This is a genomic window from Nonomuraea thailandensis, assembly GCF_024172165.1.
Lineage (GTDB): Bacteria > Actinomycetota > Actinomycetes > Streptosporangiales > Streptosporangiaceae > Nonomuraea > Nonomuraea thailandensis.
The window spans coordinates 10365693-10387812 of sequence record NZ_JAMZEB010000002.1 but is presented as its reverse complement, the minus strand read 5'-3'; the positions used below and the strand labels follow the sequence as shown (position 1 = coordinate 10387812).

Below are 22120 nucleotides of genomic sequence, written 5' to 3'. Positions count from 1 at the left end.
CCGCCGGAAACCGGCTGCCGCGGACTTATCGCGAGCACACTGCTGCTGATGACGACCGCCGCGGCCTGCGGGGCCGACCAGCCCGCGCCACCGGCGCCCGTACGGGGCGTCACCTCCGTCTCGGAGCTGGTGCTGCCGTTCGACGCCTACAAGACCACTCCCCAGCAGCGGGCCGTCCTGGGCAACGCCCACAACCGTCTCGTCGTGCGATGCATGCGCCGCCAGGGCATCGCCATCTCCCCTCCCGCCGAGGACCCGTCCATGCTGGCCGCGGTGGACCCCGGCAACTCCCGCCGCTACGGCGTCACCGACCCCGAGGCGGCCAGGCGCAGCGGCTACCACCTGGCCAGGCCGCCCTCTCCCGACACCACCGGCACCTGGGCGGGCAAGCTGCCCAAACGCACCCGCCACCGCCTGTACGGCACCGCCGCCGACCGCGGCTGCCTCGACCGCGCCACGCTCAACCTGGACAGGGGGGTGCGCAAGGCGGACTGGCCGTGGCTGGCCCTGCAGGACTCGCTCACGCTGGAGCAGGCCGCCAAGCACCCGTCGGTCACCGCCGCGGTCAAGCGCTGGTCGGCGTGCATGGGCAAGGCCGGGCACACGTACCCGGCGCCCGAGGCGGCCATCGCCGACAGCCGCTGGGACCTCGACGAGCCGGCCGTGAGCGAGGAGGAGAAGCAGGTCGCGACCGCCGACACCGCGTGCAAGTGGTCGTCCGGCCTGGTCGCCGCCTGGTACGCGGCGGACGCCGAGCTCCAGCGGGCCGTCGTCCGCGACAACCCCGAGCGTTTCACCGCCCTGCGCGTCAACCTCAGGCAGCGCTTCGAGCGGGCCTCACGCCTGCTCGCCGAGCACGAAGGCCGCAAGGTCGGCTGACTGCCGGAGCCTGCTGGGCTCGTGCACGTACATCATGTGGCCCGCCTCGTAGTACCTGAACTCGACGTTGCCGGCCAGTTCGGCCGGCACGGCCAGATGGGCGAAGGTGTGCTCGGCCGCGAAGTACGGGGTCGCGCCGTCGTGGTAGCCGCAGGCCACGTGCACCCGAAGGTGCGGGTTGGCGCGCATGGCGGCCGACAGGCGGGAGGCCACCTGCACGTGCGCGCCCTCGAACTCCTTGTACGACCACGGCCACACGCGCGAGGTGAGGATCTCGTACGGCAGGTCGTTGGCGTAACCCAGCTCGGCGCGCAGGTAGTGGTTGAGCGCCGCGCTGTAGGGCCCCATGATGGCGTCCATGCTGGGGTCGGCGGTGAAGCGCTCGCGGCCGGCGTCGGGGTCCCAGCCGGTGAAGCGGCCGTCGAGGCGGCCGACGACCTGGCGGCGCGGGCGCAGCACCTCGGTGAAGAAGCGGATGTGCTCGATGCGCAGGTTCACCCGGTCCACGTAGTCCTCGCTGAGCCCGGTCAGCGCCGCGACCTTCGCGACCGCGGCCGCGCGCTCCTGTGCCGGGAGCCGGTTGCCGCGGACCAGCGCCCACAGGTAGTCGCGGTCGGCGTACGCCTCGGCCTCGCGCAGCACGTCGGCCAGCGGCCGGTCGCCGTGCAGCCCGTGGTGGTGCGCGATGGCCGCGTACGTCGGCAGGTACAGGGCGTAGGCCAGGTCGTTGCCCTCGTTGAACTCGCCGGTGATGTAGTCGAGCACCGAGGAGATGAGCATCACCCCGTTGAGGTACATGCCGTAGCGCGACTGCAGGTGCTCGGCCAGCCCGGACGCCCTGACCGTCCCGTACGACTCGCCCGCCAGGAACTTCGGCGACATCCACCGCCCGTTCCTGCTGGTCCACAGTCTGATCACCTCGCCGATGGACTCCAGGTCGCCGGAGAAGCCGTGGTACGGCTCCGCCTTCTCCCCCTCCGCCACCCGCGAGTAGCCGGTGGAGATCGGGTCGATGAAGACCAGGTCGCTCACCCGCAGCAGGCTCTCCTCGTTGTCCACCAGCCCGTACGGCGGCGGCAGCAGCGCCCCCGCGTCACCCATCACCACCCGGCGCGGACCGAGCACCCCCAGGTGCAGCCACACGCTGGACGACCCGGGCCCGCCGTTGAACGCGAACGTGATGGGCCTGGTCAACGGGTCGGCCCCGTCCATCGTGTACGCGGTGACGAACACCTCGGCCTTCGGGCGCAACCCCTCGAACCTGCCGTCCGTGGTCACCTCTTCGCGCAGCACGACGGTGCCGGTGGTCGCGGTGTACGACTGCCCGGACGGCAAGGTGTGGGAGGTGGTGACCAGGTTGTCGGCAGGGGCGGCCGGCTTCGACTCTTCAGACATGGAGAGCAATTATGGCCTGGTTTAGCCAGACATATCCGGATCCGCGAAGCGCTCGTTGGGGACCGTGGCGTACCAGCCGGGCCGTCCGGGGTCACGATCGTAGGGATAGCCTCCCGTCTCCCGGTAGAACTCGGCGTAGCGGGCGACCCGCTCGGGGTCGAGCCGGACCCCCAGCCCCGGGCCCTCCGGCACGGCGATGGCGCCCTCCGAGTACGCCATCCTGCCGCCCTCGATCACGTCGTCCCTGAGCTGGTGGTAGTGCGCGTCGGCGGCGTAGGTCAGGTTCGGCAGCACCGCGCCCAGGTGCAGCATGGTCGCGAGCTGGACGCCCAGCTCGCCCGACGAGTGCACGGCCACCCCGACCTGGAACGTCTCGCACACCCCCGCCGCCTTCACGCACGGCCTGATCCCGCCCCAGAACGTCGTGTCCAGCAGCACCACGTCGGCGCCCCTGCGCAGCACGTTCGAGGCGAGCTGCTCGAAGTTGACCACGACCGTGTTGGTCGCCAGCGGCACCCTGACCTGCTCGCGCACGGCCCGCAGCCCTTCGAGGCCCCAGACCGGGTCCTCCAGGTAGTCGTTGTTCAGGTGCTCGATCGCGCGGCCGAAGCGCAGCCCCTCGGCCACCGACAGCACGGCGTTCGGGTCGTACCTGAGCCGGTCGCCGGGGAACGCCTCGGCCAGCGCCCGGTAGCACTCCAGCTCGTAGTCCGGCGGGAAGACCCCGCCCTTGAGCTTGTGCACGGTGAACCCGTGCTCCCGCTTGAGCCTCCTGGTGTGCTCGACGAGCTGCTCGGGGGTGCGGATCTCGCCGTGGCCGTCGGCGGCGTACCGGAAGAACAGGTACGAGGCGAACGGCACCGTGTCCCGCAGCCGCCCGCCGAGCAGGTCGCAGACGGGCACCCCGAGGTGCTGCCCGACGAGGTCGAGGCAGGCGAACTCGATGGCGGCCAGGAGCTGCGTGCGGTTGTTGTAGAGCGAGGCCGTCGGGTTCGCGATCTTGAAGCGCAGCGCCTCGAGCTGGAACGGGTCGTGGCCCTCCAGGTACGGCTTGAGCGCGCGGAAGGCCGACTCCGCGCTCTCGCCCCCGCCGCCCATCTCCCCCAGGCCGACCAGCCCGTTGTCGGCCTCGACCTCGACGAGGGTGCGGACGAACCGGCCCCAGTGGGCGCCGTTGCTGTGCCGCAGCGGCGCCTCCAGCGGGACCGCGACCGTGGTGGCCCGGATGTCGACGATCTTCACTGGCGCGTCCCCCTGACCACGGCCACCCCGCAGGCGGGCAGCGTCACCTCGGCTGTCCGGTGTCCCGGCCGCGACACCCTGACCTCGACCGGCTCGGCGGCCAGCGACTGCAGCCGCACGCCGTCCCAGCCCAGGGACGTGACCAGGACGTCAGGATGGTCGACCGAGACGTAGGTCTCCTGGCTCGCGGGGCTGTCGGTGATCAGCGCGCCGACGAACGGCTCGGTCAGCCCCGAGGCCACCGCGGCGCCCAGCCTGCGCCCCTGGGCCCCGCCCTCCGAGGCCACCGCGTACCGGAAGGTGGTCTCGCCCTGCTGCTGCGCGGGGAAGTTGGTGTCCCAGATGTTGTTGAGCGCCCAGGAGTAGACGGTGCCGTCCTCCTGGTCGAGCGTGGGCGGGAACGGCGCGTACGGCATGTGGATGGTGCCGAGCTGCACCAGCGGCGCCTCCAGCGTGGCCCAGGCGACGGTCAGCTCCGGGTCCTCGAAGGCGATCCAGTGCCTGATCGGCAACATGTACTCGGCCGAGCCCGGCACCCTGGGCACGCCGGGGCCGCCGACGCCGCCGGTCAGCTCCCAGGCCGTGGCCGGGCCCGCGGCGAACGGGAAGGCCAGGAAGACGGCCTCCTTGGCGGGCGTGCCCTGCTTGGCGAGCTGGTAGGTCAGGTCGAGGCGGGGCACGCCGTAGTGCAGCTCGATCGTGGCGCGGATCCAGTCGACGCCCTTGCCGCGCAGCTCCACGACCAGCTTCTCGCCGACGGCCGTGCGCCTGGCCTCCTTGATCGTGGCGTGGGTGCCGATGGCGCGGTCGCCGAGCAGGGTGCGGTCGTGCGCGCCCACGTGCCCCGACAGGTGGTTGAAGTGGGGGGCGGTGGCGTACCGGTCGTAGACGTACTGGCCGAAGCCGGCCGCCGCGTCGCCGTTGACCAGCTCCCGGCCCGCCCGCTTGTCGAAGATCGAGGAGACGTAGCCTTCGCGCACGTCGTACGCGACCCGGTAGAACTCGTTCTCGATCACTCCGCCCAGGTCGAGCTCGACCGGCTCCGGCGCCTGGCTCTCCCCCGGGACGACGTCCACCCGCACATAGCCGAATCCGGAGATGTCCGGCACGACGGCGTGGATGTGCCGGCCGATCGGCCGGGTCGGCCAGTCGTCGGGGTCCACGAACTCCTCGTGGTGCGGCAGCCTCTGCCCGGTCCTCGCGTCCACCAGCGCGATCGGCACCTCCACGCCGACCACGTCGCGGGGCAGGAAGGTCCGCACGACGTCGGTGCGCGCCCGGGTCGCGGGGTTGAAGACGGCGAACGAGGCCAGCGCGCCGCCCTCGACGCCCGACTCCGACAGGGCCGCGGCGAACCTGCGGATCCCGGCGTGCAGCAGGTCGGCGGCGTCGTCCTGGGCGTCGTACGCGCCGGACGACTTGCGCGTCCACTGCAGGCCGCCGGAGTCGCCCGCCTCCTCGGCGTCCTCCCACGGGTTGGCCGCTCCCCAGGTGTGCTCGTTGAACAGCGCGACCTTGTCGTAGGCGGCGTCCACCTGCTCGGTGGCGTCCACCCCGGCGATCGTGTGCAACGTCTCCGCCACGCGCAGCGCCGACTGTGCCCGTCGGACGTAGCCGAGCGGGCGCGCGCCGGAGCCGAGCCCGTCGGCCCACCAGTCGGTCCAGTCGCCCTCGTGCACGGCCAGCCGGTCGTGGTAACGCTCCTCGACGTGCTCGAAGAAGTCGCTGTTCACGGCCGAGCGCAGGCGCGGGTAGGCCCACTGCTCGTTCCACCGGCGGGCGATCGTCGCGGGCACGATCGACGGGCCCGCGTTGTCGGCGTGCGCCCCCTGCACGCGCAGGTGCAGCACGTCCAGCTCGTACGGCTCCTTCGGCGCGTCGGGCCCCTGCCACCCGAACGTGCCGGGACCGTACGGGTACCCCCGCGTCGCCAGCGCGGACAGGTAGCGCGGCAGCAGGTCGTCGGCCAGCTCGTAGCAGTCGGTGAGCCCGACCGTGTTGCCCTCCATGTACGCCATCCCGTGCGGCGTGTCGGTGAACCACACGAGGATCTCGTTCCCGCTCGGCGCCCGCCACCGGAACGGCCTGGTCAGCTTGTCGCCGCCGTGCAGGTAGGGCACCGACCGGCCGGCCCAGTTGTGCGCCGCCGCGAGATACCGCACGCCCGCCGCGCTGAGCGCGTCCACCAGCCCGACCACGGCCCCCGGCACGTCGGTGTGCATGGCCGACCGGGTGGCGAAGCCGTAGCGCTGTTCGAGCCGCGAGGTGAAGCGGAGCTGCCGGTGCAGCTCCTCCGTCGAGCACGCCTCGGTGTGGAGCTGGAACGGCAGCGCGGTCACCTCGATCGAGCCCGCCCTGGCCAGCGCGGCGAACGAGTCGACCATCTCCTTCGGCCGGTGGCCGAGCCACCTGAGCGCCGGCATCGACGACTCGACCGTCCACCGGAACTTCGCGTCGTCCGGCCAGGACGCGGTCTCCTCCGCCAGCCGCAGCGCCGCGTCCAGGTAGTCGAGGTGGTGGCGCAGCACCGTGCCCTGCGGATCGGTGTAGCCGATGTCGAGATGCGAGTGGTGCACCACGAACACGTGCCACTTGCGCTGCGGCGTCACCGTGATCCGCGCGCTGCCGACCACCCCGGCGTCGTCGCGGCACTCCAGGGTCAGCACGCGCGGCTCGTCCACCTCGGGCACCAGCAGCGTCACGTCGCTGCCCGACGCGCTGTCCACGCCGACCAGCACGTGCGTCAGCGGCTCGGTGCTGGAGACCCTGACCGCCTGGCGGCCGTCGTGGGTGAACAGCGGCAGCACCGCGACCCGCACCTCCAGCCCGCGCACGCTGATCACGGGCGTCGAGGTGTCGTCGCGCAGCGCCTGCCTGATCCCGTCGTAGTCGGGGCTTCCCAGGCTGCGCTGGAGCAACCGGCTGGTCATTGAACACTCCCTAGAGAAAGGCCCCTGGCGAACAGGCGCTGGGTGGCGAGGAACAGCACGACCGTCGGCAGCGAGACCACCAGCCCCGCCGCCAGGCCGACGGGGACCGGGGTGCCGGCGTACACGTCGGTCATGAGGCCCGCGATGGCCGTCATCACCGGCCGCACCTCCTCGGACTGGGTGAGGGTGAGGCCGAAGACGAGGTCGTTCCAGATGAAGGTGAACTCCAGGATGAACACCGCCGTCAGCGCGGGCAGCGACATCGGCAGATAAATGCGCCAGAAGACGCGGAAGGTCGAGGCGCCGTCCATGCGCGCCGCCTCGAAGATCGAGAAGGCGATGCCCGAGTAGAAGTTGCGCAGCACGAACGCGGCCAGCGGCACGTTGATCGCCGTGTAGATGAGGATCAGGCCGAGGCGGCTGTCGTACAGACCGGCGTCGCTGTAGCCGACGAAGAGCGGCACGAGCAACATCTGCGAGGGGAAGACGGTGCCGCCGAAGATCAGCAGGAACCACCAGAACCCGTACCGCAGCCGCAGCACCACGATCACGTACCCGGCCAGCGCCCCGATCAGCACGCCGAGCAGCGGCGAGACGACGCTGTAGAACGCGGTGCTGGCCAGGCTGCCGCCGAGGTTCGCGCCGTCCACGGCCCGCGCGAAGTTCTCCAGCAGCGCGAAGTCGCCCGAGGGCACCCACGCCGCCGCCGGATCGTAGGAGTCCGCCGGCCGCGAGGCGTTGACCAGCAGCAGGTACGTCGGCCCGAGCCAGACCAGCCCGAGCAGGACGAGCACGGCCCGCCTGATCATGTGGCCGTCACCTGCCTGCGCAGATACAGGTACGACGCCAGCCCCGTCACGACGGTCAGCATCACCGCGACGGCCGAGCCGTAACCGTAGTCGCTGGCCACGAACGTCTCCTTGTACATGGTCACCGCCAGCGTCTCGGAGTTGCGCCCCGGCCCGCCCTGGGTCAGCACCCAGACGATGTCGAACGTCTTCAGCCCGGCCACCAGCGCCAGCCCCACCACGACCGCCGTCAGCGGCCGCATGAGCGGCCAGATCACGTGCCGGAACAGCCGCCAGCCCGACGCCCCGTCCAGCCGCGCGGCCTCGATCGGCTCCCTGGGGATGGACTGCAGCCCCACCACGAACAGCAGCGTGTTCACGCCGAGCTGCTGCCACGTCCAGACCGCGAGCATCGCGAACGTGTTCGCCGGCGCCTCCTGGAGGAACGCGGTGTCCACGCCGAGCAGCAGGTTCGCGATGCCTCCGTGCGACAGGACCGGGCTCCACACCATGGCCAGCCCGGCGCCGCTCAGCGCGTACGGCAGCATGAACGGCACCCGGTACCACGCGCCGCCCTTGAGGTCGTACGACAGCACCGCGACCAGCAGCCCGAGCCCGACAGGCAGCACCATGGTGCCGATCACCCAGATCAGGGTGTTACGGGTCGAGGTGAGCAGGGCCGCGTCGTCGAACAGCTTGGCGAAGTTGCCCAGACCCACCCAGACCGGCGACTCCAGGCCGTCGTAGCGGGTCAGGCTCAGGTACGCGGTCCACACGAACGGCGCGTACAGCAGCACCGCGACCAGCAGCGCCGCCGGCGCCACGTAGCCGTACCTGAACCGCCCGAGCATCGGCGCGCGGCTCACTGATGAGTGCTCCAGTACTCGTCCGCCGCCTTCTGGATGGTCTGCAGGACCTCCTGGTACGTGCCGGGCTCGGTCACGAACTTGCTGAACCCGTCGAGCGCGGCCGTCAGGATCGGCGGCGGCGTGGCCTCGAAGTAGCGGTTGACCAGCCGGTACTTACCGCTGCCCGCGTCCTTGGTGACCGCGCCGAGCACCTTGTCGTCGATCGTCACCTTCGGGTTGGCGCTGACGTCGCCCCGGCTCTTGGCCCACTTGTCCTGCGCCTCGGAGGTGGTCCACCACTTGAGGTACCTCATGCCGGCGTCGGGGTCGGCCGCCTTGGTGAGCGAGCACAGCGGCCCGCTCTCGAAGATCATCGACGTCTTGGGCAGCGCCGGATCGACGTTCGGGATGACGAAGAAGTCGTAGTCGGTGCCGGCCTTCATGCTGCGCGTGGTCATGCTGGTGTTGAACCAGGTGCCGAACGACACCATCGCCGCCTTGCCGGTCTTCAGCACGTCGCCGGGGTCGGTCTTGTCGCCCGGGTTGATGAAGTAGCCGGCGTCGATGAGCTGCTTCCAGCGCTCCATCACCTGGACCACGCCGGGGTCGGTGTACTTGGCCTTGCCGGTGGACAGGCGGTCGTACAGGTCGGGGTCGGTGCCTGCCATGAGCTGCTCGAACCAGACGAAGGAGAACAGCACGCTGGTGTGGTAGAACGCCTTGACGCCGTTCTTCTTGAGCGTTTCGGCGGTTTTCACCAGGTCGTCCCAGGTCTGGGGCGGCTTCAGGTCGTACTGGTCGAAGATCTTCTTGTTGTAGAACATGCCCCAGTAGGCGACGTTCATCGGCACGCAGTACTGCTTGCCGCCGATCGTGTAGTACGGGGCGAGGTCCTGCGACAGGTCGCCCGCCTTGATCGCCTCCTGCCAGACGGCCGTGGTGTCGGCCACCTGCTTCTGCTTGACGATCTCCTCCAGCATCCCCCCGGTCTGCCAGGTGAACAGGTCGGGCTTGACGTTCGTGCGGAAGGACGCCTTGATGAAGGCCTGGTACTGCGCCGAGTCCGTGTATCCCGTCGGCTTCATGCCCAGGCCGATGCTCTGCTTGGACAGGGCGCCCATCTCGTCGAAGTACTTCGTCCAGGCGCCCTTGTCGTTGTAGAGGGTCAGCTCGGTCTTCTTCTGCGGCGCCTCGGCGCCGTTGCCGCCGCAGGCGGCCAGGACGAGCGCCGCCACGCCGAGCGTGGCCACACGTGACCGGTACATGGGCCGGCCTCCTTGGTTCTCATCGGGGGGGTTGCATCCGGTGCTCGATCACCGTTTTGACGTCCACCAGGTGGGCCCGCATGCGCTGCTCGGCCTGCGCCGCGTCACGCGCCTCGATGGCCTCCAGGATGGCCAGGTGCTCCTCGTGGTCGCGGCGACGGTCGTCGAAGATCTGCAGGATCTCGCGCTGCTCCGGCCCGTGGACCGTGAGCAGCGAGTCGACGACCTCGTGCAGCACGCTGTTGCCCGCCATCCGGGCGGTGGCCCGGTGGAAGGTCATGTTCGCGTCGTGCAGCTCGGCGTCCTCGCCGCGCAGGTGCCTGCTCGCCTCGTCCAGCGCCTGCCTGAGCGCCGCCAGCTCCTCGTCGCCCGCCTGCTCGGCGGCCAGGGCGGCCAGCGGCGGCTCGATGAGGATCCGCGCGTCGAGCAGCTCCAGGAGCTGCGCGGTGCGGACCTCGCGCATGTTGGGGTTGGGCAGGACCAGCCGCTCGATGGCGGCGCCGACGTAGATGCCGGAGCCGTGCCGCAGCTCGATGGCCCCGGTGGCCTCCAGCCTGCGTAGCGCCTCGCGCAGGGTCGGGGTGGTGACCGCGAAACGCTGGGAGAGCTCCCTGGTCGAGGGCAGCCTGTCGCCCGGCCGGTGCCCTCCCGTACGGATGAGCTCCAGCATGCGCTCGGTCAGAGCGTCGGAAAGCGTGGGCCGCGCTACCTCGGACATATCAAGTGATCTAATCACTTAATGGGCACGGCGTCCATGAGTCTTTCGAGGCGTCTTCTACTTCTTGATGAGCTCCATCATCAGGTCGATCTGACCCTTGCGGGAGCTCTGCACCTGGGCCGCCCACTGCTGGACCGCCGGGTTCGCGCCGCCCGCCACCTCCGCGGCGGCCATCTGGACGGCGTCGTCCTGGTGGGCGATGAGCAGGTTGCACAGGTCGTACTCGAAGTTGCCGGACCTGCGCAGCGCCTGGATCTGCTTGACGTCCGTCTCCGGCATGCCGCCGTGGTGGTCGTGGGCGCTCGTGGCGGGCGTGATCGGCTGGTCCCAGGAGTGCAGCCAGCGCAGCATCATCTCGACCTCGGTCTGCTGGGTGCTCTCGATGGCCGCGGTCAGCGTCCTGAGCTCGGGGTCCTTGGCGCGGGACGCGCCGACCTTGGCGATCTCGATCCCCTGCCGATGATGTTGCACCATCATCTGCACGAACATCACGTCCTCGGCGTTGACCGGGGGCTCGTCCTTCGCCGCCTGGCCGCAGGCGGCGGCCACCAGGAGGCTCAGGCCCGCCAAGACACGTCCTCCGCGCACCGGCCCTCCCTCAACTGTTAGGAAACCTTCCTAAGAGTTGACCAAAATGGCCGACGGCGCAAGGGCTGGCGGCCGGTTCTCACCCTACGATGACCGCCCGCCCGATATGAGGCCTCCCGCAGCCTCTCCTCCAGCTCGGCGGCGGCCCTGCCGATCGGCTCCGCGCCGCCCAGCCGGGCCTCCAGCGTTCCGCCGCGCACGTCCTCGATCACGGCCACGTCGGCCGGGTAGAGCCCGCGGCCGCCGTCGGCGAAGTAGAGGCCGGGGACGCGCACGCCCACGGAGCTCAGCCGGGCGTGCGCCGCCTCGAAGAGCGCCAGCCCCGAGCCGTGCGCGAACGGCTCGGGGCTCTCCACGCGGACGGAGTCCCAGTAGTCCTCGTCACCGGACCAGACATGGAGCATGGCCGTCGGGCCGGCGTCCTGGAAGGAGAGGCGGTAGACGCCCCTTCTTGGAGCCGCCGGTCAGCCGCTCGACGGGGGCGAGGCGGCGATCACCGCCGAAGACCTCGCGCACCAGGGCGGCCGGCTCCTCGCGGCCCGCGAACCGCCGTCCGCTCGCAGGGGTCGCGACTCCACGGTGGTCACGGTCACGCGGTGATCATGGCCCGTGACCCGTCTCGTTCGCCACGGGTTTTCCGCCTTGACATCAACCTTGCTGGAGGTTGCACCGTTGAACTCATGGAGAGCTTCGAGATCGGCGTCATCCTGCCCGGGATCGCCGTACAGCATCGGGACGGCCTCACCCTGGCCGAGGCCGCCAGGCATGCCGAGCGGGCCGGGCTCGACGGGGTCTGGCACGGCGATCACCTGGCGGTCGGCGGGCCGGTGCTGGACGCGCCGATCGCCCTGGCCACCGCCGCCGCGGCCACCACGCGGGTCAGGATCGGCACCAGCGTGTTCATCCCCGCCATCCGGCCCCTGGCGTGGGCGGCCAAGCAGGTCGCGACCCTGCGGTACGTGTCGGGTGAGCGGCTCGTGCTGGGGGTGGGGTCCGGTGGCGGGCCCGCGCAGTGGGCGGCGGCCGGGGTGCCGTACGGGGAGCGTGGGCGGCGTACGGACATCGCCTTGGAGTTGCTTCCGCGGCTGCTGGCGGGCGAGCCTGTGATCCTGCCGGAGGCCGTCGACCCGGACGCGCGGCAGCCCGTCCGGCTGGCTCCCGCCGTCGAGATGCCGCCGGTGTGGGTCGGCAACGCCTCTGACGCGGCGATCCGGCGGGCCGCGCGGCTCGGCGACGGCTGGTTCCCGTCCCTGATCCCGCCTCAGGAGGTCGCCCGCGGCCGGGTCAGGCTGGCCGAGCTGGCGGCCGGGCACGGGCGGCCCGCGCCCGTCATCGCCGTCGGCGGGGCCGCCCACGTGGGCGGCGGGCCGGCCGCGCAGGCGGAGATCGCGGCCGGCATCAGCGGCGGGTACGGGCGCCCGCTGGAGGAGGTCGCCGGGATCCCGCTCACCGGGGAGCCGAAGCAGGTCGCCGAGAGGCTGGCCGAGTACCGCGCGGCCGGGGCGGGCCACGCGGTGATCGGGGTCTCGGGGGGTGACTGGCGGGCCCAGGTGGACCTGCTGGCCGAGGTCAGAGACCTCCTGCGGCGCTGAGCCGCGCTTGACGGCCCGGCCTCCGGCGCTGCGCTGAGCGGCACTTCGCGTCCTGGACTCCGGCGCTGCGCTGAGCGGCCTCGCCCAGCGCAGTTGCGCGGCCTCGCTCAGCGCAGCTGCGCGGCGGTCCAGCAGTCGAGCGCGCCGGGTTCACCGCATCCGGCCAGCCGGTCGAGCACGGCGGCCAGCTCGGCCGTCCTGGCGTTGCCGGGGTCGTTGGACTCCTGGTGCGGGTCGGTCACGGTGTCGTAGTACTCGGGCCGCGGATCACCCTCGTACTCGACGTACAGCTCGCCGGCCGTACGCACGGCGGCGTAGCTGGGCGGCCCCGGGTTCGCGGGCGCCCGCAGCTCGTCGGCGTCCGGGTCCGGCTCGCCGGGGGCGTCCGGATCCGGCCTGACGTGCTCGATCAGCGCCGCCTCCCGCCAGTCCCTCACCTTGTGCCCCTGGATGAGCGGCAGCAGGCTGCGCCCGTCACGCGGCTCGCTCCGGACGCCCGCCATGTCGAGGAAGGTCGCGAAGAGATCCACGTTCTGCGCGATGGCGTCCACGGCCAGCTCGCCGTGCCGGCCCGCCTCCGGCCGCTTGACCAGCAGCGGCACCCGTACATCGTGGTCGTAGGCGGTGGACTTGCCACGCAGCAGCCGGTGCTGCCCGAGGTGGAACCCGTTGTCGCTGGTGAACACCACGTACGTGGTGCGCAGCTCCTCGGGGCTCAGCGCCGCGAGCACCCGCTCCACCATGTCGTCCACCGACTGCACCATGCGGATGCGGTCGCGGAAGTCCTTGCGCAGCTCCTTGACGACGTTGGGCCCGATCGGCTCCCGCCGTACCCAGGAGGGCTTGTCGGCGGTGTCCTCGTCGAACGCCGGCAGCGCCGCCACGTCGATGCTCGCGCAGTCGGGCCCGCCGCAGTCGCCGTGCGGGAACTCCCCGGCGGGGAACTGGTTCTTCGGCCGGTCCCGCCGCGCCGGCGGGAAGCGCGGCTCCTTGTCACCGGCCTGGGCGCCGATCCTGGAGTGCGGCGAGAACGGCGAGACCTGCAGGAAGAACGGCTCCCCCGGCGCGTACCGCCGTGACCTCTCGATGAAGTCCACGGCCCGCTGCCCGAGCTCGTCCGTCAAGTATCTGCCGCCGGAGGGGTCGAGCGGCTTCTCCTGCGCCGTCTCCTCCTTGATGTACCGGGTGAGCTGATACGTGAACTCGCTGTATCCGCCCCCGGCCGCCACGTGCCATTCGTCCCACCCGACCGGCACGTGGTAACCGGCCGGCACCGGATATTCGTTGATGTACTTGCCCAGGTAACCCGTGCGATAGCCGGCCCGGTCCAGGGCGACGGCGTACGTCCGGCTCTCGTGTTTCGCGAACGCCTGATAACCGCCGCCGTCGCTGCCCTTGTTCGTGGCCACGCCCGTGTTGTGCGGGAACTGCCCGGTGAACATGGAGGCCCTGGACGGGCAGCAGAGCGAGTTGGAGACGTAGTAGTTGCTGAACGTCGTGCCGTTCTTCGCCAGGCCGCGCACGGCGTCCATGTACTGGAGCAAGTCGGCCGACAGGTCGTCGACGAGGACGAAGACGATGTTCGGCCGTTTCGGCTTGCTCGCCGTGCCGGCCCCGGCCTGCGCGGCCACGGCGGTCATGGCCAGGACGACGGCTAACGCCACCGCCACGGCCCTGCGCAGATTCCCGATCACGGACATGACCAACCCCTTTGACAGTGCTGGGAGATCGAAGTCGAGGAACGACGCTAACGCCCGTCCGGACGACCATCAAGAACCACCCTCGGGTTGCGCCGGGCGCACGATCTCCAGCAGGATCCGCACGTGGATTTCACCGTTGAGTACGAGCCCTCTCCCGGCGAGGTGGTGCGGGCGCTGGAGCAGGCCTTGAAACACCAGCTCAAGGCCCTCATCTGGTTGTTCCCCGCCTTTCTGGTGGTGTTCGGCGCCGTCTTCCTCCTGCTCGGGAATATCGGCATCGGCCTGGGCATGCTGGTCGCGGCGATCGTCGTCCCGTTCGTGATCCCCTGGTCGCTGCGCCGGGCGGCCAGGAAGCAGGTGCCCTTCATCTGCGTCCCCACCACGCTCCACGTGACCGACGAGGGGTACGAGAGCCGCTCCGAGAAACTCACCACGCAGGCGCGCTGGTCATTGTTCTCACGTGTCGTCGTCACGCCGGAGTTCTGGCTGTTCTTCGCCAACAAGCAGGCCACCGGTTTCCTGCCGAGAAAGGCGTTCACCCCGGCACAACAGGCGCAGCTCGACGCCCGGCTGGCCCCGCTGACGAACCCGTCCGCCTAACGCCCCCGCCGCAACGTCAGCGACTGGAAGCGGCTTTCACCGGCTCCCACGACGTGGAAGTCCACGATGTCGAAGGCCGCCGCGTCAGCGAATTCCCGGAGCTGCTCGTCACTGCGGAAGGAGAAGAACCGGGGAGGGTCGTGGTCGTCCTCCTCGAAGAATCCCTCCTCCTGCAGAGGGCCCCCGCCGTACACCCCGACGAAGAACAGCCCGCCGGGCCGCAGCAACGTGTGGATCGTGTTCAGGACCGCCGGGAAATCGCCGTTGGGCACGTGCAGCAGGCAATTGAGCGCATACACCGCGTCGAAGGACCCGGGCGGGAAGTCGAGCCCCAGAAAATCCATGACCTGGGCGTCGAGGCCCTTCTCGCGGCAGTGGGCCACCATGGCGGGCGACAGATCGACGGCCACGACCTCCAGGCCGTTCTCATGGAAGTAGAGGCTGTCCTGGCCGGTGCCGGCGCCGATCTCCAGCAGCCGCCCGAGCCCGTGCTCCTTGAGCCGGCCCAGGAACGCCTCGCGCTCCGCCAGCTTCCACGGGCTCTTGCCGCTGGCCTCACGCCGCTCCGCGCCTGCGTCGTAGGCCGCCCGGAGTGCACCGATCACATCGTCGTAGCGCACGCTCATCGCGCCATGATGCCCCATTTCGCCCGGCCTGGCGGCGACGCCCGTGCATCGGCGATGCTGTGACACGTGGAGTACGTGTCACGAGTGCCGCGGCCGCCGTTGGACGGGCTGATCGACGACCTCTACTACCTGGAGGGTGCGCCGCCGTACGCCCGCCTGATGCTGCCGCCGGCGCCGGCGGCGTTGCTCATCGTCAATCTCGGGGCGCCGTTCCGCATCCGCGGCGGCACCGACATCGAGACGGCCGAGTACGTCGACGGCTGCGTGGTCACCATGCCCACTCGCGCGTATGAGTTCGGCTACCCACTCCGGACCCGGTCCGTCGGCGTGCACTTCAAGGCGTGGGGGCTGGCGCCGTTCCTGCCGATGCCCGCGGCCGAGCTGTGTGACCGGCCGGTGACGATAGAGCAGGTCTGGGGCCGGCCCGCCATCGCTGAGCTGCGAGACCGGCTGGCCACGGCGGACGGACCGTACGAGATGCTGACGCTGCTCGAGGAGGAGCTGACGCGACGGCTGTACGAGACCGCCGGCCTGGGGCTGGTCCGCCATACGAGCAACGTCATCGCGGCGGCCGGCGGGGCGGTGGCGATCGGCGACCTGAGCGTGGCAGCCGGTGTCAGCAGCACCCATCTGGCACAGCGGTTCAAGGAGCTCATCGGCGTCACGCCGAAGCGGCTGGCCCGCGCCTACCGCTTCACCGCCACCGTGTTCGCGATCAACCCCGCCGGACCGATCGACTGGGGCGACCTCGCCGGTGGCGCAGGCTACTTCGACCAGGCCCACTTCGGCCACGAGTTCCGGGCGTTCACCGGGCTCACGCCGACCCGGTACGTCGAAGTCCGGCGGCGGTTCCTGCGCGAACATCCCGGCCACGCGCTGGACGGCTGGCCGCTGCCGGCCGATTGATTTCTTACAAGAACGACAGCTCACGACACGCTAATTTGGGGCACCCCACAGCAAAGGAGAGCCCCGTGGGCAAGGTGGTCATGTACAGCTCGGTGTCGGTGGACGGCTTCATCGCGGACGAGAACGACCAGCCCGGACCGCTGTTCGACTGGTTGCTCAGCGGTGACGTCCCGTTGGACGAGAGCGGCGAGCTGAAGGTGTCACAAGCGTCCTACGACTACACCCGGGCGTACTGGGACCAGATCGGGGCGACAATCGCCGGCCGCCACGTCTTCGACCTGACGGACGGCTGGGACGGGAAGCCTCCGAGCGGGATCGACCATGTCGTCGTCGTGACGCACCGGCCGATGCCCGAGGGCTGGGACCCCGAGGCGCCGTTTCACTTCGTCGACGGTGTCGAGGCAGCCGTGGCCAAGGCGCAGGAGCTCGCGGGTGACCGCCTGGTCGAGGTCGCCGCCGGCGACGTCGGTGGCCAGGCGCTTGCCGCGGGTCTGGTCGACGAGGTGCGCATGGACGTCGTACCCGTCGTGTTCGGGGCCGGCAAGCGCTTCTTCGGGTCGGTCCACGCGCAGCACCTGCTGGAGGATCCTGACGTGGTGATCCAGGGCGGGCGGGTGCTCCACCTGCGCTATCGCGTGCGCCGATGACCGCTGTCAGTCGAGCGACAGCCCCGCGACCGGGGCCACCCGGGCGGCCCGGCGCGCCGGCAGGACACTGGCCGACAGCCCCGCGAGAGCGGCGACGAGGACGGCCCCCAGTGACGGCCAGGGCACCCGCATGGTGGCGTCGCTGAGAGCCCGCTTCACGAACGTCTCGTAGCCGGCCCAGGCGAACCCGATGCCGATCACGGTGCCGAGCAGGGTCGCCACCACCGACAGCAGCACCGCCTCGGCCGCCGGCATCCGCCGCAGCTGCCCTCGGGTGAGCCGTCCAGCGACTCCCACGTCCGCAAGCCGTTCTCGATCGTCGCGCCCGCCGGATCCGCCGGCACGTCCAGATCGCTGCCCAGCCGGGCCGCATCGGCGCCGGTGGTGGCGCGGATCCATACGGCGTGCGGCTCGGGAGAGCCGGTGAGCCCGGCCAGCGTCTCGGGCGCGACCACGCCCGCCCGGCCCCAGCCAGTGCCGAGCGCGACCCGCAACCGGGCTCGCCGGTGCCGACGTGCACCGTGACCTGGTCACCGGCCCGCAGGCTCAGGTGCTTGCCGAACGCCTCGGAATCGATCCTGATCTCCCCCGGCTCGGCCCGCGCTAACGCCCCGAAGCGGTTTGTCGAGCAGAAGAAGAAACCTGTACAGCGTGCGCCTGTTCACAGGCCGACCACGGCCGTCAGAGTGCGTTTATCTACCGCACCTCCGCAGCGACGCGCGCGCCGGTCGACGACTCCAATCCGGCGGTCGCTTCATCCTTCGAGCACATCCAGGGTCCTTGGTATCGCTGGAGTGACAGCTACTAGATCGGACCAACACCCGAGGCTTAGACACTCAGAAGCCCCTCAAGATCTCTTGAGGGGCTTCTGACCTGGAGCCGCCTTGGGGATTCGAACCCCAGACCCCTTCATTACGAGTGAAGTGCTCTGGCCGACTGAGCTAAGGCGGCGTGCGCTGTGCAGCTTGGAAGAGTCTACAGGAGCCCGGGCAGTTCTCGCTCCATCGATCACCCGATGCCCGGACAGACCGCCCCATCCTCTGGTGTCACCCCGTCACCAGGTACCTCTCCACCACCTCGTCCACGCACCTCGACCCGCTGGAGCAGGCGGTGTGACCGTCGCCTCGATACCCTGAGCAGCACCCCGATCCCAGCTCGCCGGCCAGTCGGTGGCCCCAGGCGTAGGGCATGCCCGGGTCGGTGCCGATGCCCAGGGACGGGGCAGTGCGCTCGGCGGTCAGGGGGCCGAGCGCCGGAGGGTGGGGCCAGTAGGCGCACGGCAGCGACGACCACACCAGGTACGGCCCGAACCGCGGCGCCCGCTCGCGTGCCGCCACCGCGCTCCCGCCCCAGTCTCCGCCCGCCCCAGTCTCCGCCCGCCCAGTCTCCGCCCGCCCCAGTCTCCGCCCGCCCCAGTCTCCGCCCGCCCCAGTCTCCGCCCGCCTCAGTCTCCGCCCGCCTCACCCCCATACGTCGAGTCGTACGCCTGCCGCGGCCCGCACACACTCGCCTTGGAGCAAGAACACCTCCGCCCCCCATCGTTGAGCCGCACCACCACGGAGTCGGACGGCACGTTGTGGCCCACCACCGTCCCACCTCCCTGCGGCGTCTCCACGCTCGCCCCGACCCGGGGAGCCGATGCGCGGAACTCCTGGTAGAGCGGGTGCTCGTACTTCAGGCAGCACATGAGCCGCCCGCACGCCCCCGCGATCCGCAGCGGGTTGACCGGCAGGTCCTGGTCCTTGGCCATGCGGACGGAGACCGGCTCGAAGTCCTTCAGGAACGTGGCGCAGCACAGGTCGCGCCCGCAGGGGCCGATGCCGCCCTGGAGCCGCGCCTCGTCCCTCGGCCCGATCTGCCGCAGCTCCACCCTGGCCCGCAGGTTGCGGGCCAGGTCGCGCACCAGGGCGCGGAAGTCCACGCGGTGCGGCGCCGAGAAGTAGACGGTGTAGACGTTGTCCTCGTCGAGGTAGTCGATGCCGACGACCTTCATCGGCAGCGTGTGCCGCTTGATCAGCCGCTTGGACACGCTGCGCGCCTCGGCCCTGCGGCGCTTGTTCGACTCGTCCCGGGTCAGGTGTTCCTCACCCGCGATCCCGGCGCACACCGGCAGCCCGTCTATGTCCTCGCTCGTATATTGCGGCGCCCACACGCACTCCGCCACCTCCGGACCTGAGTCCGTCGGGACGAGCACCTTGTCACCCACTTTGGGGCTGTGCTCGCCGGGATCGAGGTAGTAGAGCCTCCCGTAGCGGGTGAAGCTCACGGCCATGATCATTCCCATGGGCTCGAGCTCGCCTCCTGACGGCCTAGGGGGTACGTACGGCCTTCCTTGCCAGATTACGTGTGTTCACGCTCCAGAAGTCAGGGGTGGACGGGTGGATGTCGCCCGGTCATGCACCCGGGGGACAAACCACCGCGTCGGGCAGGTGCAGTCCGAAATCGGCCATCAGAGCCGCCTGATCGGCGACGCACACGTTGCTGACGACCTGGGCCACCCCAGGCTGCCGCTTCAGCTCATCGACCACTTCCGACACAGCGGCATCCGCCTTCAGCTTGATCTGGAACGACTCGGGCATGTCTCCCACGCGGGTCGCCTTGACGAGTGCCTCGTTGTCCTTGAAGGCCTTCTTGAAGCTCTCGTACGCGCTCGCCGCGTCCTCGAAGAAGACCTCCTCCACCCCGGGCATCTTCTGGATCAGCTTCTGGATGGCCTTCGTCTGGGCGGGTGTCGCCGGCATCCCTGCCTTGGTGGTATTCGAGTCGCCCTCCTTCGCGGGCTTCGCCTGGCACGCCGGTAGCTTCGTGCCCGCCTTGCACAGGAAGGCCTTGACCTCCCACTTCTGCTGCTGGGCCATCGCCTCGGAGGCCGGGCCCAAGGCGTGGTCGACGACGGTCGACACCCCCTCCAGCTGCCCGAACGCCAGCGCCATCTGCCGGCGGTCAGCGCCCTGGCGGAGCTTGAACCGGTACGACGGCGGCAGGTCCGCCGCTTCGACCTGGTCGAGCAGCGCCTGGTTGTGGGCGTAACGGTTGCGGAAGTCGTCGTAGGCGACGGCCTGGCTCACCCACTGGCCGGCGGCGACCTGCGGCAGCTGTGCCTGCACCAGGCGCTCGATCGCCTCACGCTGGCCGGAGCTGACGGCTCCCGCACAGCGGCTGTCCTTCGGCGCCGTCGCCGTACACAGGAACACGGTCATATCCGCATCGTCGCGCGTGAACACGTCCGCGGCCGTCGCCGCCGTCACGCGGCCCCCGTCGCCGTCTCCATCGGCGCCGCCGCCGACCAGCACGGTGGTCGCCGACCCCACGACCACCACGGCCGCCGCCGCCGTCAGCATCCGGAAGTCCACCCTGAACCGCCTGCGCTCCGGCGCCCGCAACGGCCTCAGCGTGCTCGTGTCCACCGCCGCCCCCGCCTCGGCCAGGGCCTCCCGCAGTCTGTCTTCCACCGGGCTGTTCATGCATCCTCCCCAAGCGCTCGGCCGAGGGCCGCCAGCCCTCGCGCGATCGTCGACCTGGCCGTGCTCGCGCTGATCCGCATCGTCTCGGCGATCTCCTGGTCCGCGAGATCGAAGTAGTAGCGCAGGGTCAGCGCCTCGCGCTGCCTGCGTGGGAGCCGGCGCAGCGCGAGCAGGACCTCGCGCCGCTCCTCACCCATCAGCACGGCGCTCTCCGCCGACCAGACCGGCGGCTCGTACGGCACCGCCCGCCGGAACACCGTCGCCCGCCTGCGCAGCACCGACCGGCACCCGTTGAGCACCGCCGAACGCACGTAGGTGAGCGCCTTGCCGGCATCGCGCAACCTGGCCCGCCCGGCGTGCGTGCGCTCGAACGCCTCCTGCACGACGTCTTCGGCGGTGGCCTGATCACCGACCATGAAGAGAGCCAGCCGCACCAGGCCGACGTGGTGCTCGGCGAAGATCGACGCCACGTCGACCCGTTGCCTCGCGAGGTCCTCTTGCTGGGTGAGTAGTTCGACATCCACGTATCAGAGACGCCTCAGGGCCTCATCTGCTGCTCCGGTCACCGGATTATCTTCCGCTCCCCCGCGCACCGGCTCGCCCCCTTGTCCACAGCCTGTGGACAAACGCGGGACGGCGCCCCAAGGCTCCTGACGGGGCAGCGTCCGAGCGTGCGGCTCCCTGCCGCGCGCCCGGCGCACATGCATCGCTGTCGGGGAAGACCGGCCAGAAGCCGACGCCACCCTTCGCTCAGGGGCGCAGCGCCAGCATCATCGCCTCGACGGCCATCTGCGGATTGACGTTCGCCGCCAGCCGTTCCCTGCACTGCATGATCGAATCGATCCGCCGCAGCGTCTCCTCGGCCGTGGACGACTTGGCGAGCTGATCCAGGTCGAAACGCAGATCGTCGTTGGCCAGCTCGACCCCCGCCGCCCCGAACTGCATGGCCAGTACATCCCGATAGAACGACACGAGCTCCAGCAGCGCCGCGTCCAGCGAGTCGCGCTTGATCCGCGTGGCCCGCGACTTCTGCCGGTCCTCCAGCTCCTTCAGCGCCCCGGCCCCGCCGCGCACCAGCCCCCGGTTGAGCCCCTTGCCGCTGGACCCCTCGCCGTACAGCTTGCGCAGCTCCGAGGTCTCGCTCTCGTTGAGCGCGGTCGTGGCGGCGGCGGCCTCCTCCTCGGCGGTCTTCACCAGGCGCTCGGCGGCGGACACGCACTCGCCGACGCCGGTCAGCGAGCGCGGGATGCTCAGCACCGCCTCCCGCCGCGCCCTGACGCCCTCGTCCAGCGCCAGCGCGCGCGCCCGGCTGATGTGCCCCTGCGCGGCCCGCGCCGCGAACCTGGCGGTCTCCCACGGCACGCTGTCGCGGGTGGCCAGCACGTGGGCGACGGCCTCGGTGGCGGGGGTGGTGAGGTTGACCAGGCGGCAGCGCGACCTGATGGTGATCATCAGGTCGTCGGGCGCGGGCGCGCACAGCAGCCACACCGTACGCGGCGGCGGCTCCTCGATGGCCTTGAGCAGGGCGTTCGCGGCCGACTCCGTGGCCCGGTCGGCGTCTTCGAACAGGATGACCCGCCACCGCCCCTGCGTCGGCGCCCCGGCCGCCCGCAGGATCAGCTCGCGGGTCTGCTTGACGCTGTAGGACAGGCCCTCGGGGCGTACGGACTCCAGGTCGGGATGGGAGCCGATGAGCACCTGATGGCACTGGTCGCAGTGGCCGCAGCCGCCGTCGGGGCACAGCAGCGCGGCGGCGAAGGCGCGGGCGGCGGCCTCCCTGCCCGAGCCCGGCGGGCCGGTGAACAGCCAGGCGTGCGTCATGCCGGCGCCGCGACCGCCCGCGACCACCTCGCCGGCCGCCGCCGCGGCCCGCGACAGCACGGCTGTCGCCTGGTCCTGCCCAACGAGGTCATCGAAAACCGTCACGGCACA

At 70.7% G+C, this 22120-nt stretch carries 22 protein-coding genes and 1 tRNA gene; 5 read left to right on the top strand and 18 right to left on the bottom strand.

Going from position 1 to position 22120, the window contains the following annotated elements; genetic code table 11:
• The first annotated feature begins 48 nt into the window (after positions 1–48).
• Complete coding sequence (locus tag HD597_RS52240) at positions 49–879, top strand: hypothetical protein (protein WP_253755124.1); 831 nt, start codon at positions 49–51, stop codon at positions 877–879.
• On the opposite strand, the gene HD597_RS52235 is transcribed toward HD597_RS52240, so the two are convergent.
• The 9 genes from HD597_RS52235 to HD597_RS52195 are packed head-to-tail and all read right to left on the bottom strand — an operon-like array spanning position 838 to position 11057.
• Positions 838–2274 (bottom strand): S10 family peptidase, encoded by a 1437-nt coding sequence (locus HD597_RS52235; protein ID WP_253755123.1) that lies wholly within the window; start codon positions 2272–2274, stop codon positions 838–840. The genes HD597_RS52240 and HD597_RS52235 overlap by 42 nt on opposite strands.
• A gap of 21 nt (positions 2275–2295) precedes the next feature.
• Positions 2296–3516, bottom strand: a complete 1221-nt coding sequence (locus tag HD597_RS52230) for an enolase C-terminal domain-like protein (RefSeq protein ID WP_253755121.1) — start codon at positions 3514–3516, stop codon at positions 2296–2298.
• Positions 3513–6446 (bottom strand): glycoside hydrolase family 38 N-terminal domain-containing protein, encoded by a 2934-nt coding sequence (locus tag HD597_RS52225; RefSeq protein ID WP_253755119.1) that lies wholly within the window; start codon positions 6444–6446, stop codon positions 3513–3515. The genes HD597_RS52230 and HD597_RS52225 overlap by 4 nt, the downstream gene beginning before the upstream one ends.
• A complete protein-coding gene (locus HD597_RS52220) occupies positions 6443–7255 on the bottom strand; it encodes a carbohydrate ABC transporter permease (protein WP_253755117.1) in 813 nt (270 codons plus the stop codon). Before HD597_RS52220 ends, HD597_RS52225 begins: the two co-directional genes overlap by 4 nt.
• Complete coding sequence (locus HD597_RS52215; RefSeq protein WP_253755115.1) at positions 7252–8100, bottom strand: carbohydrate ABC transporter permease; 849 nt, start codon at positions 8098–8100, stop codon at positions 7252–7254. The genes HD597_RS52220 and HD597_RS52215 overlap by 4 nt, the downstream gene beginning before the upstream one ends.
• A complete protein-coding gene (locus HD597_RS52210) occupies positions 8097–9347 on the bottom strand; it encodes an ABC transporter substrate-binding protein (protein ID WP_253755113.1) in 1251 nt (416 codons plus the stop codon). The genes HD597_RS52215 and HD597_RS52210 overlap by 4 nt, the downstream gene beginning before the upstream one ends.
• A 19-nt stretch (positions 9348–9366) precedes the next feature.
• On the bottom strand, positions 9367–10065 hold the full coding sequence (locus tag HD597_RS52205) for a FadR/GntR family transcriptional regulator (protein ID WP_253755111.1): 699 nt from the start codon (positions 10063–10065) through the stop codon (positions 9367–9369).
• A 57-nt stretch (positions 10066–10122) separates the two neighbouring features.
• Positions 10123–10653, bottom strand: coding sequence for a DUF305 domain-containing protein (locus HD597_RS52200; RefSeq protein WP_253755109.1), 531 nt, complete (start codon positions 10651–10653; stop codon positions 10123–10125).
• A 17-nt stretch (positions 10654–10670) separates the two neighbouring features.
• A complete protein-coding gene (locus tag HD597_RS52195) occupies positions 10671–11057 on the bottom strand; it encodes a hypothetical protein (protein WP_253755107.1) in 387 nt (128 codons plus the stop codon).
• 276 nt (positions 11058–11333) lie between these two features.
• On the opposite strand from HD597_RS52195, the gene HD597_RS52190 reads away from it, so the two are divergent.
• Positions 11334–12245: an LLM class flavin-dependent oxidoreductase gene (locus HD597_RS52190; protein ID WP_253755105.1), complete on the top strand. Its 912-nt coding sequence runs from the start codon at positions 11334–11336 to the stop codon at positions 12243–12245.
• A gap of 107 nt (positions 12246–12352) precedes the next feature.
• On the opposite strand, the gene HD597_RS52185 is transcribed toward HD597_RS52190, so the two are convergent.
• A complete protein-coding gene (locus HD597_RS52185) occupies positions 12353–13945 on the bottom strand; it encodes a sulfatase family protein (RefSeq protein ID WP_253755103.1) in 1593 nt (530 codons plus the stop codon).
• A 123-nt stretch (positions 13946–14068) separates the two neighbouring features.
• Here HD597_RS52185 and HD597_RS52180 point away from each other — a divergent pair, with 123 nt between their 5' ends.
• A complete protein-coding gene (locus tag HD597_RS52180; protein WP_253755101.1) occupies positions 14069–14545 on the top strand; it encodes a YcxB family protein in 477 nt (158 codons plus the stop codon).
• On the opposite strand, the gene HD597_RS52175 is transcribed toward HD597_RS52180, so the two are convergent.
• Positions 14542–15171: a class I SAM-dependent methyltransferase gene (locus HD597_RS52175; RefSeq protein WP_253755100.1), complete on the bottom strand. Its 630-nt coding sequence runs from the start codon at positions 15169–15171 to the stop codon at positions 14542–14544. The genes HD597_RS52180 and HD597_RS52175 overlap by 4 nt on opposite strands.
• 66 nt (positions 15172–15237) lie before the next feature.
• Here HD597_RS52175 and HD597_RS66250 point away from each other — a divergent pair, with 66 nt between their 5' ends.
• Both HD597_RS66250 and HD597_RS52165 read left to right on the top strand, forming a co-directional pair.
• Complete coding sequence (locus HD597_RS66250; RefSeq protein ID WP_253755098.1) at positions 15238–16077, top strand: helix-turn-helix domain-containing protein; 840 nt, start codon at positions 15238–15240, stop codon at positions 16075–16077.
• Between the two features lie 65 nt (positions 16078–16142).
• A complete protein-coding gene (locus HD597_RS52165) occupies positions 16143–16724 on the top strand; it encodes a dihydrofolate reductase family protein (RefSeq protein ID WP_253755096.1) in 582 nt (193 codons plus the stop codon).
• 6 nt (positions 16725–16730) lie between these two features.
• Here HD597_RS52165 and HD597_RS52160 read toward each other — a convergent pair whose 3' ends face one another.
• From HD597_RS52160 to HD597_RS52130, 7 genes are all read right to left on the bottom strand, one after another.
• Positions 16731–17021 carry an FtsX-like permease family protein gene (locus tag HD597_RS52160; protein ID WP_253755094.1) on the bottom strand — a complete coding sequence of 97 codons (291 nt, stop codon included), beginning with the start codon at positions 17019–17021 and terminating at the stop codon, positions 16731–16733.
• A gap of 577 nt (positions 17022–17598) precedes the next feature.
• Positions 17599–17675 (bottom strand) — tRNA-Thr (locus HD597_RS52155).
• A 95-nt stretch (positions 17676–17770) separates the two neighbouring features.
• The gene (locus tag HD597_RS52150) at positions 17771–18061 is read right to left on the bottom strand and encodes an alpha/beta hydrolase (RefSeq protein ID WP_253755092.1); all 291 of its coding nucleotides are present in this window, start codon (positions 18059–18061) and stop codon (positions 17771–17773) included.
• Between the two features lie 107 nt (positions 18062–18168).
• The gene (locus HD597_RS52145) at positions 18169–19008 is read right to left on the bottom strand and encodes a PSP1 domain-containing protein (protein WP_372513595.1); all 840 of its coding nucleotides are present in this window, start codon (positions 19006–19008) and stop codon (positions 18169–18171) included.
• Between the two features lie 109 nt (positions 19009–19117).
• Positions 19118–20188, bottom strand: coding sequence for a permease-like cell division protein FtsX (locus HD597_RS52140; protein ID WP_253755090.1), 1071 nt, complete (start codon positions 20186–20188; stop codon positions 19118–19120).
• Positions 20185–20712, bottom strand: coding sequence for a sigma-70 family RNA polymerase sigma factor (locus HD597_RS52135; protein WP_253755088.1), 528 nt, complete (start codon positions 20710–20712; stop codon positions 20185–20187). Before HD597_RS52135 ends, HD597_RS52140 begins: the two co-directional genes overlap by 4 nt.
• A gap of 226 nt (positions 20713–20938) precedes the next feature.
• Positions 20939–22114: a DNA polymerase III subunit delta' gene (locus HD597_RS52130; protein WP_253755086.1), complete on the bottom strand. Its 1176-nt coding sequence runs from the start codon at positions 22112–22114 to the stop codon at positions 20939–20941.
• Between the last annotated feature and the right edge of the window lie 6 nt (positions 22115–22120).

What these genes read in the sequence shown, in the direction of transcription:
- HD597_RS52225 (WP_253755119.1), bottom strand. Translation starts at nt 6,446, where the DNA reads ATGACCAGCCGGTTGCTCCAGCGCAGCCTGGGAAGCCCCGACTACGAC.
- HD597_RS52190 (WP_253755105.1), top strand. Translation starts at nt 11,334, where the DNA reads ATGGAGAGCTTCGAGATCGGCGTCATCCTGCCCGGGATCGCCGTACAG.
- HD597_RS52140 (WP_253755090.1), bottom strand. Translation starts at nt 20,188, where the DNA reads ATGAACAGCCCGGTGGAAGACAGACTGCGGGAGGCCCTGGCCGAGGCG.
- HD597_RS52175 (WP_253755100.1), bottom strand. Translation starts at nt 15,171, where the DNA reads ATGAGCGTGCGCTACGACGATGTGATCGGTGCACTCCGGGCGGCCTAC.
- HD597_RS52210 (WP_253755113.1), bottom strand. Translation starts at nt 9,347, where the DNA reads ATGTACCGGTCACGTGTGGCCACGCTCGGCGTGGCGGCGCTCGTCCTG.
- HD597_RS52240 (WP_253755124.1), top strand. Translation starts at nt 49, where the DNA reads ATGACGACCGCCGCGGCCTGCGGGGCCGACCAGCCCGCGCCACCGGCG.
- HD597_RS52235 (WP_253755123.1), bottom strand. Translation starts at nt 2,274, where the DNA reads ATGTCTGAAGAGTCGAAGCCGGCCGCCCCTGCCGACAACCTGGTCACC.
- HD597_RS52205 (WP_253755111.1), bottom strand. Translation starts at nt 10,065, where the DNA reads ATGTCCGAGGTAGCGCGGCCCACGCTTTCCGACGCTCTGACCGAGCGC.
- HD597_RS52185 (WP_253755103.1), bottom strand. Translation starts at nt 13,945, where the DNA reads ATGTCCGTGATCGGGAATCTGCGCAGGGCCGTGGCGGTGGCGTTAGCC.
- HD597_RS52145 (WP_372513595.1), bottom strand. Translation starts at nt 19,008, where the DNA reads ATGGGAATGATCATGGCCGTGAGCTTCACCCGCTACGGGAGGCTCTAC.
- HD597_RS52195 (WP_253755107.1), bottom strand. Translation starts at nt 11,057, where the DNA reads ATGCTCCATGTCTGGTCCGGTGACGAGGACTACTGGGACTCCGTCCGC.
- HD597_RS52220 (WP_253755117.1), bottom strand. Translation starts at nt 7,255, where the DNA reads ATGATCAGGCGGGCCGTGCTCGTCCTGCTCGGGCTGGTCTGGCTCGGG.